Source organism: Microbacterium altimontanum, assembly GCF_058349865.2.
The window spans coordinates 290,911-304,580 of record NZ_JBYRJB020000004.1; the positions used below are offsets into that span (position 1 = coordinate 290,911).

General features: G+C 66.9%; 17 protein-coding genes. All 17 read left to right on the forward strand.

Annotated features, from left to right (window positions below; genetic code table 11):
- Positions 1-21 precede the first annotated feature (21 nt).
- The 17 genes from AC3RX1_RS08800 to AC3RX1_RS08880 all read left to right on the forward strand — a co-directional run bounded on the left by AC3RX1_RS08800 (position 22) and on the right by AC3RX1_RS08880 (position 13,513).
- Entirely contained in the window at positions 22-924 is a 903-nt protein-coding gene (locus AC3RX1_RS08800; RefSeq protein ID WP_491500853.1) for a phage major capsid protein, read from the forward strand.
- Positions 924-1,214, forward strand: a complete 291-nt coding sequence (locus AC3RX1_RS08805; RefSeq protein WP_491500854.1) for a hypothetical protein — start codon at positions 924-926, stop codon at positions 1,212-1,214. The genes AC3RX1_RS08800 and AC3RX1_RS08805 overlap by 1 nt, the downstream gene beginning before the upstream one ends.
- 77 nt (positions 1,215-1,291) lie before the next feature.
- Positions 1,292-1,705 (forward strand): Gp19/Gp15/Gp42 family protein, encoded by a 414-nt coding sequence (locus tag AC3RX1_RS08810; RefSeq protein WP_491500855.1) that lies wholly within the window; start codon positions 1,292-1,294, stop codon positions 1,703-1,705.
- A complete protein-coding gene (locus AC3RX1_RS08815; protein ID WP_491500856.1) occupies positions 1,705-2,037 on the forward strand; it encodes a hypothetical protein in 333 nt (110 codons plus the stop codon). Before AC3RX1_RS08810 ends, AC3RX1_RS08815 begins: the two co-directional genes overlap by 1 nt.
- A 3-nt stretch (positions 2,038-2,040) precedes the next feature.
- Positions 2,041-2,292, forward strand: a complete 252-nt coding sequence (locus AC3RX1_RS08820; RefSeq protein WP_491500857.1) for a hypothetical protein — start codon at positions 2,041-2,043, stop codon at positions 2,290-2,292.
- Positions 2,292-2,663, forward strand: a complete 372-nt coding sequence (locus tag AC3RX1_RS08825) for a hypothetical protein (RefSeq protein WP_491500858.1) — start codon at positions 2,292-2,294, stop codon at positions 2,661-2,663. Before AC3RX1_RS08820 ends, AC3RX1_RS08825 begins: the two co-directional genes overlap by 1 nt.
- Positions 2,664-2,733: 70 nt before the next feature.
- Positions 2,734-3,567: a phage tail tube protein gene (locus tag AC3RX1_RS08830; protein WP_491500859.1), complete on the forward strand. Its 834-nt coding sequence runs from the start codon at positions 2,734-2,736 to the stop codon at positions 3,565-3,567.
- 76 nt (positions 3,568-3,643) lie between these two features.
- A complete protein-coding gene (locus AC3RX1_RS08835) occupies positions 3,644-4,054 on the forward strand; it encodes a hypothetical protein (RefSeq protein ID WP_491500860.1) in 411 nt (136 codons plus the stop codon).
- A gap of 158 nt (positions 4,055-4,212) precedes the next feature.
- A complete protein-coding gene (locus AC3RX1_RS08840; protein WP_491500861.1) occupies positions 4,213-4,407 on the forward strand; it encodes a hypothetical protein in 195 nt (64 codons plus the stop codon).
- A gap of 69 nt (positions 4,408-4,476) precedes the next feature.
- Complete coding sequence (locus tag AC3RX1_RS08845; RefSeq protein ID WP_491500862.1) at positions 4,477-6,846, forward strand: tape measure protein; 2,370 nt, start codon at positions 4,477-4,479, stop codon at positions 6,844-6,846.
- Between the two features lie 3 nt (positions 6,847-6,849).
- Complete coding sequence (locus AC3RX1_RS08850) at positions 6,850-8,871, forward strand: fibronectin type III domain-containing protein (RefSeq protein WP_491500863.1); 2,022 nt, start codon at positions 6,850-6,852, stop codon at positions 8,869-8,871.
- Positions 8,872-8,934: 63 nt separating this feature from the next.
- Positions 8,935-9,594 (forward strand): hypothetical protein, encoded by a 660-nt coding sequence (locus tag AC3RX1_RS08855; protein WP_491500864.1) that lies wholly within the window; start codon positions 8,935-8,937, stop codon positions 9,592-9,594.
- Complete coding sequence (locus AC3RX1_RS08860) at positions 9,591-10,589, forward strand: hypothetical protein (protein ID WP_491500865.1); 999 nt, start codon at positions 9,591-9,593, stop codon at positions 10,587-10,589. Before AC3RX1_RS08855 ends, AC3RX1_RS08860 begins: the two co-directional genes overlap by 4 nt.
- A 1-nt stretch (position 10,590) precedes the next feature.
- Positions 10,591-11,370: a hypothetical protein gene (locus tag AC3RX1_RS08865; RefSeq protein ID WP_491500866.1), complete on the forward strand. Its 780-nt coding sequence runs from the start codon at positions 10,591-10,593 to the stop codon at positions 11,368-11,370.
- A gap of 15 nt (positions 11,371-11,385) precedes the next feature.
- The gene (locus tag AC3RX1_RS08870) at positions 11,386-11,988 is read left to right on the forward strand and encodes a hypothetical protein (protein WP_491500867.1); all 603 of its coding nucleotides are present in this window, start codon (positions 11,386-11,388) and stop codon (positions 11,986-11,988) included.
- A complete protein-coding gene (locus AC3RX1_RS08875) occupies positions 11,985-12,998 on the forward strand; it encodes a hypothetical protein (RefSeq protein WP_491500868.1) in 1,014 nt (337 codons plus the stop codon). The genes AC3RX1_RS08870 and AC3RX1_RS08875 overlap by 4 nt, the downstream gene beginning before the upstream one ends.
- Positions 12,995-13,513 carry a hypothetical protein gene (locus AC3RX1_RS08880; RefSeq protein WP_491500869.1) on the forward strand — a complete coding sequence of 173 codons (519 nt, stop codon included), beginning with the start codon at positions 12,995-12,997 and terminating at the stop codon, positions 13,511-13,513. The genes AC3RX1_RS08875 and AC3RX1_RS08880 overlap by 4 nt, the downstream gene beginning before the upstream one ends.
- Positions 13,514-13,670: the final 157 nt, after the last annotated feature.

Sequence of the window (13,670 nt, forward strand, 5' to 3'; positions counted from 1 at the left end):
CCAGATCCAAGGAGAATCCCCATGGCGATCACCGCCGCAACCAAGCTGAGTGACTTCAGCGGGTTCCTCACCCGTGAGCAGTCGCAGCCCATCTTCGAGCGTGCCGCGCGCAGCTCGACCGTCCAGTCGCTCGCGCCCGAGGTTCCCCTCGGCGGGAACGGCAAGTCCATCCCGGTGGTCACCGGTCGCCTCACCGCAGGGTGGGTCGCTGAAGGTGCGCAGAAGCCGGCATCCAAGGGCTCGCTCGGCCTGAAGAACATGGACCCGAAGAAGATCGCGACGATCGCTGTCGTGTCGGCTGAGGTCGTCCGGGCGAACCCCGGCAACTACATGCAGCTGATCCGGTCGCAGGTCGGTGACGCGTTCGCGGCCGCGTTCGACTCGGCGGCGCTGCACGGCACGAACACGCCGTTCACGACGTACATCGCCCAGACGACGAAGAGCGTCGAGATCGGCACGACCACGCAGGCCGCAGGCGGCGTTTTCGGCGACATCAACGCCGGTCTCAAGCTGCTCGTCGATGACGGGAAGCGCCTCACCGGCTTCGCGCTCGACGACCGCTTCGAGCCGGTGCTGAACGGCGCGACCGACACCGCGGGCCGCCCGATCTTCATCGACAGCCCGGTCGTGGACAACGCCGGCCCGATCCGTCAGGGTCGTCTGCTCGGCCGCTCCGCGTTCATCGGTGAGGGCGTCTACGACGCCACCACGAAGACGTACGGCTTCGGTGGCGACTGGTCGCAGGCCGCGTGGGGCGTCGTCGGCGGCATCTCCTACAAGGTGTCGACCGAGGCGACCGTCACGATCAACGGCGAGCTCGTGTCGCTGTTCGAGAACAACCTGGTCGCGGTCCTCGCTGAGGCCGAGTATGGGTTCCTCGTCAACGACACGGCGGCGTACGTCGAGTACGTGGACGCTGCCTGATGGGCGCCAAGCAGCAGGTGCGCCTCTCCGCGCCGAACGGGACGATCGTCCGTCTCTCGGAGGATGAGGCGAAGCGCATCGGTCGGGCCTACCGCTCCGTGGATGGCGACGAGTCGTCGGAGCAGCAGAGCGAGGTCCCGGACAACTCGTGGAAGGTCGCCGAGCTCAAGGCGTATGCCGAAGAGCACGAGATCGACCTCGGCGACGCGACCAAGAAGGCCGACATCCTCGCAGCGATCGAACTCGCGGACGAGGACGAGGAAGACGAAGGCGAAGACGGCGACGAGTAGTCGCCGCCCGGTGGAGGGGCAGGGGCATCACGTCCCTGTCCCTCCACTCCTGACCAATCCACACGACGGGAGGCATCATGGCGAGCTGGACAGCACCGAAGGATGTGACTGACGCGTGGATTGGTGAGGACGAACCCGAAGACACCACGAAGATCCAGACGTGGATCTCGAAGGCGGAGCGCGAGGTGAAGCGGCGGGTTACGGATATCCAGGAGCGCATCGACGCTGAAGCACCGAAGACGGACCTGCTGCAGACGACGGTCGATGTCGTCGTGGCAATGGTGATCCGCAAGTTCCAGAACCCGAAGGGGTACCGGCAGGTTCAGACGACGACAGGGCCGTTCTCTGAGTCCGGCACGGTCGGCGGCGACAACCCCGGCCAGCTGTACCTCACAGATGACGAGATGGCGAAGCTCACCGGGGTACAGGACGGCGGTGCGTTCAGCATCGACCTGATCCCGTCCACCTCACCGTTCTACGTGGGCCCGTGATGCGTCAGATCAGCGAGCACGTCGGCTGGCAGGCATTCCAGCCCGGCGCGACGGACGCCCACGGGAACGAGCTTGAGTCGTGGGATGACCCGGTCAGCGTGGGAGTGTACGCGTTCGATCCGGGGTCGACGTCGGAGCCGCGGGAGCCGGGCGCCGACCGGGTGATCGTACAGCCGGCCGTGTACATGCCCCACGGGACCGTGTTCGGCGCTCACGACCGGGTTACGGCCCGCGGGCTGCTGTACGAGGTCGACGGCGAGACCCGTGTGTGGCGGCACCCGAACGGGAAGCGGGTCGGGAACGTCGCGACGCTTCGCAGAGTGGAGGGCTGAACCATGGCGCAGAAGGTGCGCGTGCGGCTGAAGCTCCGCGGCATCAACGAACTGATGACCAGCCGTGGCGCGACGGCGGCCGTAGTGAGCCGAGCGCAGGCGATCCAGCGTGCCGCGGGCCCGGATTTCGAGGTGAACGTGGTCCCGCACCGGTACACGGCGCGTGCGTTCATCCGGCCGGCGAATGCGGAAGGTGCGAAGCGGGAGGCCCGTGACAAGGTGCTGACCCGGGCGCTGAACGCGGGGCGAGACTGATGGTCGAATTCGCGGACGTCGAAGCCATGGTCGTCGCGTTTCTGCGCGACGTGACCGGACAGAGCGTGTCGACGAAGGTGCCGAGGAATCGTCCCGACCGGTTCACGCGAGCGTGGTGCACCGGAGGGGGCGCGTCGAACCGGGTAGTCGAGCGCGCGCAGATCACGGTGACCTGCACGGCCACTTCAGAGACGGATGCCTCCGACGACGCGAAAGCGTGCAGACACGCGTTCCAGCACGACTATCTGCGGATGCCGCTCGTGAGGGGGGTGCGGGAAGTGTCCCGCCCGTATTCCGATCCGGACCCGGATACCGGTGGCGACCGGTACAGCTTCACCGTCGAGCTGACGGTGCGCGCGCACCGCGCGTAGAGAACGATCCTCACGGGCCTGTGAGGGCACATCGCCGGCCATGTCCGGCTCATCACGAAAGAGAGAAACCATGGCCGCTGTTGACACGACCAACGCCGACCTGGCGCGGGTGTACGGGTCGGATTACGACTCCGTCTACCTGGCGCCGATCGGCACCGCACTCCCGACCAGCATCGACGACCCGCTGGACCCCGCCTTCGAGGCGGTCGGCTGGCTGAACGAGGACGGCATCAAGCAGTCCCCGTCCGGGTCGAAGACGAAGCTGCGCGGGCATCAGGGCGGCCGTGTGGTCCGCACCCGGATGACGGAGACCGGCACCGAGTTCGCGTTCGTCGCGCTCGAGACGAAGCGGCAGACGGAGTCGCTGTGGGAGGACCAGAAGTCCGCGACCGTCGCGAACGGTGTGGAGACGGTCGTCTCGAAGGCGGGTCAGAAGGTGTCCGCCCGGGTTGCTGTGGTCGACCTGTACGACGCGGACGATGACACGATTCACGAGCGCCGCGTGTACGAGCGGTGGGAGATCACCCCGGACGGTGACCGGGAGTTCAAGCTCGGCGACATCACCGGGTACGGGTTCCTCGCCGAGCAGATCGGTGACGTGACGAAGTACCGCACCGTGGGCGGCGTGGGGAAGACGGGCTGGGCCGTGGAGGTGACCGGCACGCCGACCGGCGGTACGTACACGCTGACGGTGAACGGGTCGACCACGGCGGGCATCGCGTACAACGCGACCGCATCGGCTGTCGCCGCGGCGCTGAACGCGCTGTCGGGTGTGACCGGGATCTCCGGGATCACCGCGTCCGGCACGGGCACGATCACGGTGACGTTCCCGTCGACGGTGACGCTCGCCGGGGACGGATCCGGGCTGACCGGTGGGACCGACCCGGACGTGGTCGTTTCCTGACCCTTCTCGACTGGTGGCCGGGCTCTGCTCCGAGGCCCGGCCACCACCTACCCGCATCGGAGAATCGGAGGAGATCATGGCTGCAACGAAGCCGAGGAAACCGCAGGACCATCAGGCGAAGAAGCTGAAGAAGCCGAAGCCCGAGGTCGTCCAGGTCGAGGACGGGTGGGAAGTGACGGTGACCCTCGAGCCGAGGCCCATCGACCCGGCCGACGACGAGTCGGGGGAGCCGGAGGAGACCGGGCCGCGGAAGCTGACCGTCACCGTCCCGAGGGACGCGCTCGACGACTTCGAGCTGCTCGACGACCTCGCATCCCTGAAGGACCTGAACGACGCGTCCCGTCTGCCGTCGATGCTCCGCAAGGTCGTCGGCGACCAGTACGGGACGGTGATGGACGCGCTGCGATCCGTGAACGGGCGGGTGCGGATCGAGGATGGGCAGAACTTCCTGATGGACGTGTTCGGGGCGATCAACCCAAACTCCTGATCCTCATCGCCGCGTGGATGCATCATCGTGGTGCGCTCGTCGCGGCGGTGAGGGAAACGTACCGGCTCGGCGTCCGGGATGTGCCTGTCCTGGAGCTCGCGGACCTGACGGGGCATCTGCCGCCCGGGTGCGCACTGTGGCGGGCGCTTGGCGGGCCGATGTCGATCACCCCTGAGACGCGAGTGCTGCAGTACATCGAGTTCCGGTTGCGGATCTTGGACTGGCACCTGCTCGAGGGGAAGGGTGAGCGTCCGCAGCCACCGGTTGACCCGGCGTGGACGGATGCCGCTGCCCTGCAGATGGATAAGGCGGACGCGTTCCTGCGACGTGATGCACGCATGAGCGGGCGTTGAACGCTCGACACGGAAGGAGCCCCGGGAGACACATCCCGGGGCTCCTTCCGTGGAACGAGAGGGGGCGGCATGGCGGCTACCGAGATCGCGTCGGCGTACATCGCCCTGTACACGCAGATGCCGGGTGTGGCGAAGGACATCGGGAAGGCGCTCGGCGGCTCCGATGTGAAGGCGCAAGCCTCCGCGAAGGGCAAGTCGATCGGTGGGGCACTGTTCGGCGCCGTCGCCGGTGCGTCCGCGGCTCTCGTGTCGAAGGGTCTCGGCGCGATCAGCGCCGCCCTGGACGGGGCCGTGTCGCGTGTGGACACGATGAACAACTTCCCGAAGATCATGCAGAACCTCGGCTACTCGTCGTCGGATGCTTCCGCGTCGATCGAGAAGATGTCGCAGAAGCTGATGGGGCTGCCGACGTCGCTGGACGCCATGGCGGGTGTGGTGCAGCAGCTCGCGCCGCTCACCGGGGGACTGGCGAAGGCAACCGACCTGTCGCTCGCGTTCAACAACGCGCTGCTGGCGGGTGGGAAGTCGACGCAGCTGCAGGCGAACGCGCTTGACCAGTACGTGCAGCAGCTCGCTGTGGGGAAGGTGGATCTCGCGGCGTGGCGGGGCATGGTCGCGGCGATGCCGGGGCAGATGGACCAGCTGTCGAAGTCGCTGCTGGGCGCGTCCGCGAATCAGAACGACCTGTATGAGGCGATGAAGTCCGGGAAGGTGTCGTTCGATCAATTCAACGGCGCGGTCCTGAAGCTCAACGATGAGGGCCTGAAGGGGTACGCGTCGTTCTCTCAGCAGGCGAAGGATGCGACGCAGGGCATCGGGACCGCGCAGCAGAACTTGGGTACGGCGATCACTCGCGGGCTGGGGAAGATCATCCAGGTGCTGCAGCCGCAGATCGTCGGCGTGCTCGGCGCTGTGACCGACGTCGTGAACAACGTGTCGACCGCGGTCGGCGGGGTCCTTAACGACTTCATGTCCGGGGTCACGATGGGCGCCGCGGACCGTGCCGAGTTCGCCGGCCAGCTCGAGGGCTGGGTCGCGGTCGGCGCGAACGTGCGCGTCGTGTTCGAAGCGGTGGGCGCAGCGATCATGGGCGCGTTCTCGTGGCTCAAGGCGAACTGGGCGTGGGTGTCCGCCATCGGTGTCGGGTTCCTCGGCATCGTCGTCGCGGTGAAGGCGTGGACGATCGCCACTCAGACGTGGGTCGCCATTCAGGGTGTGGCGAAGACGGTGCAGATCGCGTTCATCGCGCTCACGCAGGGGCAGGCGGCGGCGACTGCTGCAGCGCAGGCCGCGCAGCTTGGCTTCAACACGGCGCTGCTCGCGAACCCGATCGCCCTGATCGTCACCGCGATCGTCGCACTGGTGGCAGGGCTGGTGTGGTTCTTCACTCAGACGGAGGCGGGGAAGGCGATCTGGACGGCGTTCACGCAGGCGCTCGCGACAGCGTGGACGTGGCTATGGGAGACGATCCTGAAGCCGGTTTTCGACGCGATCGGTGTCGCGTTCACCTGGCTGTGGACGAGCGTGATTCAGCCGGTCGCGAGCTTCATCGGCACCGCGATTCAGGCGATCGCTTCGGTGATCACCTGGTGGTGGCAGAACGTGACGATGCCGGCGATCAACGGGATCGTCGCGGTGTTTCAGTTCCTGTGGGGCATAGTCCGCCCGATCTTCGACCTGTGGGTCGCGGTGATCAAGGTCGTCGGTGCGGTGATCGCATGGCTGTGGAACAACGCTGTCGTCCCGGCGGCGAAGGGGATCGGCGCGATCTTCTCCTGGCTGTGGAACAGCGCCGTGCAGCCGATCTTCGGATGGATCGGGGACAAGGCGAGGCTCGTCGGGCTCGGCTTCCGGGTGCTGTACCAGACGTACGTGAAGCCGGCGTTCGATGCGATCGGCGCCGTGTTCAAGTGGATCTGGAACTCGATCATCCGGCCGATCTTCGACAGCATCGGTCGGGCTGTGAAGGCAGTGGGTGACGCGATCGGCAACGCATTCCGCACAGCGGGTGATGTGATCCGTGGCGCGTTCAATGGGGTCGTCGGGTTCGTGAAGGGCATCTTCAACGGGATCATCGGCGCCGTGAATGGCGTGATCCGCGGGATCAACGGTGTCGCGGGTGTCGTCGGCGACGCGCTCGGCCTGGACCTGCACATCTCGACGATCCCGATGCTCGCTGAGGGTGGCACGATCACCCGCGGTGGGTCGGTGATCGTCGGTGAGCGTGGCCCTGAGCTGCTGAACCTGCCTCGCGGGGCGCAGGTGGTTCCCGACTATGACCGTCCGGCGCGTGACGGGGGAGCTGCGTTCCCCCGTGAGCTCGTGATCGTCGACGCGGACCGGAAGCTGATCGGCCGGATGCGGGTCGAGGCGTCCGGCGTGGTCCGGGATGTGGTGCCGACGCCGCAGTCGGTGACCTCTGAGTACGGGGTGAGGTGACCGATGGCGACCTACGAGAAGTCCACGGGCTCCGCGGGGACGCTGCGTCAGGTCATCACGTACACGCGGAACACCAGTGCCCGTACGGTGTCATTCCACGTGGAGTTCTGGATCCTGTGTTCGGATTCTGCGACGCGCGTGAATGGGCTGTCCTGGTCGGGGGTTGTGGCGGGCACGGCCGTCTCAGGGTCGGTGGATCTGTCCTCCGGGTTCGGGTCTCGGAAGGTGGCCGAGTACAACGTCACCCGGTCGGTGGGCTCGGACGGGTACCTGTCGACGGCGGATTCCCGGTTCACGTTCGCGATCGGCGGTTCGGGCACACAGGGTCTGGGCGGGCCGACGTCGCTCACTCAGGACGTGGCGGTCGCGAAGATCGAATGGCCGGCCCCGGCGCGCCCGGGGACCCCGGCGATGTCGTCCCCCTCCGTGGGGCGCGTGGTGGCGTCGTGGTCGAAGCCTTCCGGCCGGGTGACCTATTACCGGATCTGGTGGTGGCGTAACGGCGTCTGGGCAGCGTTCAACACCAACTCGACGTCGTACACGTTCAACGTCTCACCTGGCGACACGGTCTCGGTGCAGGTGTACGCCGGGAACGAGGACAACCTCTCGGATGGGTCCGGGGTCGGGTCGATCACGGCCAAGGAGAACCCGGCCTCCACGCCGACCGGCCTCAGCGTGGCGCGTGTGTCGGACACGCAGCACACCCTGAACTGGACGCGCACGTCGACTTACACGTCGGTGATCGTGCAGCGTTCGACGAACAACGGAGCCTGGCAGCAGGTCGGCATCGCGGCGGGGAACGCCGCCACCTTCACCGATAAGACGACGGTCGCGAACCAGAAGTACCAGTACCGTGTCGCCGGGGTGTCGGGTGGAGGCCAGTCCGGCTGGTCGGGCACGGCGACGGTGTACACGACGCCGGCGGCTCCGACCGGTGTGAGCGCCGCCCGGTCCGGCAGCGACATCGTCGTGTCCGCGTCCGGTGTGCCGCCGTACGCAACGTCGTTCGATGTGCGGGACGGGTCCACGACGGTCGCCACGAGCGTGTCCCTCCCGTTCAGGCACACGGCGCCCGACTCCGCGACCCCGCACACGTACACGGTGCGCGGGAAGGTGGGGTCCCTGACCAGCGCGTGGTCGGCGGCGTCGAACACGGTGCAGCTGATCACCCCACCGAATCCGCCGTCGAGCCTGTCCCCGAACGGGGCGGTGCTCCCCTCGGATACGGATGTCGTGCTCACGTGGAAGCACAACCCGGTCGACTCGTCCTCGCAGTCCGCATTCGAGCTGCAGTGGCGGGTCGACGGCGGAGCATGGACGACCGTGTCGGGCACGACGCTGCAGAAGGCGACGGTCACCGTCCCGGTCGGTGCGGTGCAATGGCAGGTGCGCACGAAGGGTGCTCACCCGACCTTCTCCGGATGGTCGGCGATCGCGTCTTTCACGGTCGTGGATCGTCCCGGCGTCGCGGTGACGCAGCCGGCGGGCACGTGGGACGCGTCGGTGCTGCCGGTGCAGTGGACATGGTTCCACCAGCAGGGTCGGCCGCAGTCGTCGTGGCAGCTCGAGCTGCTCGACGGTGACGGTCAGGTCGTGGAGTCCCGCAGCGGGACCGGCGCGGCGACGTCGTTCACGGTGAGCACGAAGCTCACCGAGGGGTCATGGACCGTCCGGGTGCGGGCTGCTACCGGGACCGTATGGTCACCGTGGGGCGAAGCCGATTTCACGGTCACGTTCATCCCTCCGGAAGCCCCGGAGCTGTCGGGGTTCTGGGACGAGACGCAGGGCGGCGTGTCGCTGACGGTGATGGTCGTCGTCCCGTGGGCCGTGGGGATGGCGTTGACCACCGGTCTCTTCGTGGCCAACGGGGGCTACGTGTATCAGTGGGTGGCCGCTGATACGACGGCGACTGCGGCCGATGAACCGACCGGCACGGAGTCCACCGCGTCGTGGCGGTTCCACAGCGCTGCTCCCGTGAGCGGTTTCGGAAACAGCGCCTTCGGGATCGGCCCTTTCGGGGGCTGATCCCGAGGCTCCCGAAGCCCAAATTGCGCGTTGGCGCTCTTACTCGAGAAGGAGACAGTAGCGATGCCTACCAACTTCCCCGAAAACGGGATGAATCCTTGGGGGGATACCCTTCGCCAGTGGGCGGACGACGTCGAGCAGAAGGCGGCCCTCGCAGCGTCCGCTGTCCAGCCTGGCGATCTCCCCGTATTCGGCAGCGCGGCACAGGCGGCGACCACCGACTTCGCGACGTCCGCGCAAGGCGCGACCGCGGACACAGCTGTTCAGCCCAGCGACCTGCCCACTTTCGGCACCGCAGCTACCGTGGACGCGTCGTCCTTCGCCACCGCTGCGCAGGGAGCGAAGGCTGACTCTGCGGTTCAGCCTGCCGATCTCCCGGCGTTCGGGACGGCCGCGTCCGCCGCGGTCACGGACTTCGCGACCGCCGCGCAGGGAACCAAAGCGGACAACGCGGTGCCGAGCACGCGGAAGGTGGCAGGCAAGGCGCTCAGCGCAGACGTCACGCTCGCGAAGGCTGACGTGGGTCTCGGGAACGTGGACAACACGGCCGACGCGAGCAAGCCGGTCAGCACGGCGCAGCAGTCCGCGATCACCGCGGCGACGACGCACATGGTGAAGAGCCAGAACGACTCGGTCACTGGCATCGAGTACTACCCGACTGTCGGGGATCTGCCGTCGCCCGGTGTGCCAGGAGTGCTGTACGTCGTCAAGACGGCGGGGTGATCCCGATGCCGATCCTCGTGTACGACGACGCGACCGACTCGTACGTCGATATCCGGACCGGTCAGGTGCACGGTGGGGGATTCGTCGACGACGTCACTGAGGTGACCGCCGCGAACAGTGGTCCGCGGATCACACCGACGACGCCATACACCGGCACGATGACGCTGACCACGTCCGCGACGATCTCCGGGTACGACATCAAGGGTCGCATCGTGATCCCGAATTCGGCCACCGGCGTGATCATCATCGAGGACTGTCGGGTCGATGCCTCACAGATCGCGAAGCCCGCCAGCCAGCAGAGTGTGATCAGCGTCCAGCCGGACACGCAGGCGACCGTCATCATCCGCTTCAACGAGGTCGTCGGCCAGGCGGGCATGATCGGCATCGGCGTGCGGAGGTTCGTCGCCTACCGGAACAACATCCACAACGTCGAGGACGGCATCCGGCTGAACAACTTCGGCGGCACCGGGCAGGCGCTCGACGCGGAGGTGTCGAACAACCTCATCGGCCCGCTGATCATGCAGACGCCCGACACGTACAACACGCGCACGGACAACAAGACGCACTCCGACGGCATCCAGATCGAGGGCGGCGACGGCGCGAACATCCACGGCAACACGATCCTCGCGACGGCGACAACGGACGGCACGTCGAACGTCACCTGGATTCGTTCGGTGGCGCCGAACGACCCGCTCCCGTACGGTGATCCGGCGGGCCGCGCGCATCCGCAGGCACTGTCGGTGCTGCAGGTGTCCTCGGGTGTGAGCACGACGAGCAACCTCGTATTCACGAAGAACCGGTGCCGTGGTGGTGACATCCCGGTGAGCATCCACATCGGGTCGGCTGGTTCGGCGACGCTGACCGACAACAAGTTCGACCGGATGAATTGGACGCCGAACCAGGCGATCTATTACGGCACCGGTGACCCGGTGACCACGAGTGGGAACGTCTACGAGGACGACGGGTCTCCCGTACCGGTCAAGAGCGGGGCCTGACATGACCGAGAAGATGAACGGTTTCGAGGGGGTAGCCCCGGGGACCGTCGCGACCGCGACCACCACCGGTCTGTCCGGCGACGCCTTCGGGCAGTTCTCGGGCAGCCCAACGTTCTCCGCGGATAGCGCGGCCTTCGAGGCGCAGTCGCTGAAGTTCGCCAAGAGCGCTGGCGGCTCGGCAGCGCTCGTGCGGTACGACGGCTTCTCGACGCCGCAGCAGCGGTCCAGCGGGTACTTCATGCTGACAGCCCTCCCGACTGTTGCGACCTGCGCGATCTGGCAGGGGCGCAACGGCAGCGGCGCCGTGTGTTCGCTACTGGTCACCACGGCGGGTGTGCTCCAGTTCCTCGACTCGTCGTCAGCCGGATACACGAACCTCGGCGTCACGCTCGCGCTGAACACGTGGTATCAGTGGGCGCCGCGGTTCAAGCCCGGCGCATCGACGAGCACCGGCGAGATGTCCGGCGAGATCCGCGCGCTCGACGGCACCGTCCTCTCATCCGGCTCACCTGCTCCGGGGACGGGGTTCACTGACAAGAACCTCGGCACGACCGTTCCGGTTTCGCAGCAGTGGGGCGCCTTGACGAGCGCGGCGGCCCTGGACGCCATCTACTGGGATCAGATTCAGATCTCCGACCAGGACGGTGCGCTCTTCCCGAAGTACACGCCTTCGACGCCTCCGGCTGAGCCTGTCCTGATGATGAGCGACGGCACCGACTACTTCGGCGTCGACGCATACGTGTGGGACGGCGCTGCGTACTCGCAGATCGTCACCGATTGACCCCAAGGAGGCGTTGTGGTTGCTGAGACTGCGTACATCACCCTGGAACGCTCGGTTGACGGCGGGGACACGTGGGAGATGGTGCTGGACGAGTCCTCGCAGGACCTCACGAATGTCACCGACTGGGAGGCGCCCAGCTTCGGCGACACCATGTACCGGGCTACGGCGTACACGATCGAGGGCGCCGCGGCGTCGACGGTCATCACGGTGCACGCCGACTCGGATGCCGCGTGGCTGTCAGGCGGTCCGGCGTTCGGGGTCACGGCCCGGCTGCCGTTCGATCCCGGCATCACGATCACAGGCGGCCGCGCTCGTGCGCTGAAGCAGTACGCGGGCCGGTCCCTGCCGGTGGCACTGACGGGGGAGGCGCTTTCGCGCACGGTCGCGTACTCGGGCTCAACGTCCGATCTGGAGGACGACACCGCCAGCTCAGACCGGCTGACACAGATCGCGCAGCTGCCCGATGACCTGTTCCTGTTCCGAGACACGGATGGGCGCCGCATCTACGGGCAGATCGACCAGGTGTCCCTGCAGCGGAAGTCGTCGGAGTGGCATCCGGATGGGTGGAACTCGGTGTACGACTTTTCGTTCACGCTGACGGAGGCGGATCGGACATGATCGCGTGGTCGTTCATTCTGCTCGACGGGACGGATCAGCCGCTGGGAAGCCTCGACGGGGTGACCGGCGGGGGCGCGGAGATCGTCGCCCAGTCGACGCTCGGAGGCTCCGCGCAGCTGACGCTGGATCACCGCCAGGACATCGACTGGATGAACCACCGCGTGCAGGCGGTCTACTCGAACGGCGACGACTCGTGGCCGGTGGGGACATACCTGCTGACCAGCCCGAAGGAACATCACGGGACGGTGCTCAGCTTCGAGGTGGGGCTGCTGACGAAAATGAATGTCGTCGCCGAGGACACGGTGGATGCTCGCTACTCGGTGGCGGCAGGTTCGGCGATCATCCCCACGGTGACGAGCCTGATCGTCTCGACGGGGGAGACCAGGATCGCGGTCACCGATTCGAGTGCGACGCTCAGGTCCGCGTTGACGTGGGAGGCGGGCACATCGAAGCTGACGATCATCAACGATCTGCTGCAGGCGGCGGGGTACTGGTCACTGTGGTGTGACGGGTCGGGCATGTTCCGAGTGGAGCCGTATCAGAACCCTGCCGACCGGGCGCCGGTGTTCGAGTTCGAGCATGGTGAGGCGTCGGTGCACATGCCGGACTGGGAGCGGGAGCAGGACAACACGTCCGTGCCGAACCGGTTCGTCGCGGTCGGTCAGGGCGATCAGGACACGGCACCTCTGGTGGGTATCGCGTCGAACGAAAACCCCGACTCCCCGTATTCGTTTCAGGCGCGGGGTCGGTGGATCACCGCGACGGAGGAGGGCGTGGAGGCCGAGTCGCAGCAGGTGATCGACCAGTACGCGGCCCGGAAGCTGCTGGAGGGCATGAATCCGGTGGCCCGGCTGACGGTCACGCACGCGATGCTCGACCTGAATCCGAACGATCTGGTCGCGTTCACCCCGGAGGATGGGGTGCGCCGGCTCGCCACCGTGCAGCGCATGTCGATGGACTTCACGTTCGACACGGACATTCAGGCGGAGTGGCGGGAGGTCCTGTTGTGACGGACCTGTTCCGGCCGATCCTGGATCAGATCGGGAAGCTGTGGTCGCGGGTCGACGGCATGCCGGTGATCCGGTGGGGCACGGTCACGCAGAACTCACCGTTGCTGGTGCGGCTGGACGGTGACACGGTGTCGGTGTCGCCGCAGTCGGTGGTGAAGCAGATCCCTATCGGTAGCCGGGTCGTGTGCGTGGAGCAGCACCGGCGGGTGATCGTGGTGGATGCTATCGGCGCGGGTCAGCCATACCGAGAGGCGGTGGGCGTCGCTTCCACCCCGGACGTACTGTCCGCGGGCGGGACCGTGAACGTGTCGGTGACGCTTCCTGCGGCGAGGTTCGCGGTCGCACCGAGGGTAATACTGACGCCGGCGAACTCGAGGTTGACGGTGGCGTCTATCGGGGTGTCGACGAGCGGGTTCACGATCGTGGCGTCGAACTGGTCGCCGGGTGCGACGTCTGGCGCGTCGGCGATCGTGTGGCATGCGGTGCAGATGACGGGAGCTGCAGCTGATGGGTGACCTCATCCCGGACAGTGATCTGCCTATGCGTACCGTGACCTGCCACACCGAGGGGTGCCCGAACGATGGCATTCCGATCACCTTCCCATGCGCAGATGCGGTGATGTGCGGTGCGTGTAGCGAGTTCATAACAGACATGACGGCAGCGTGACCGTGC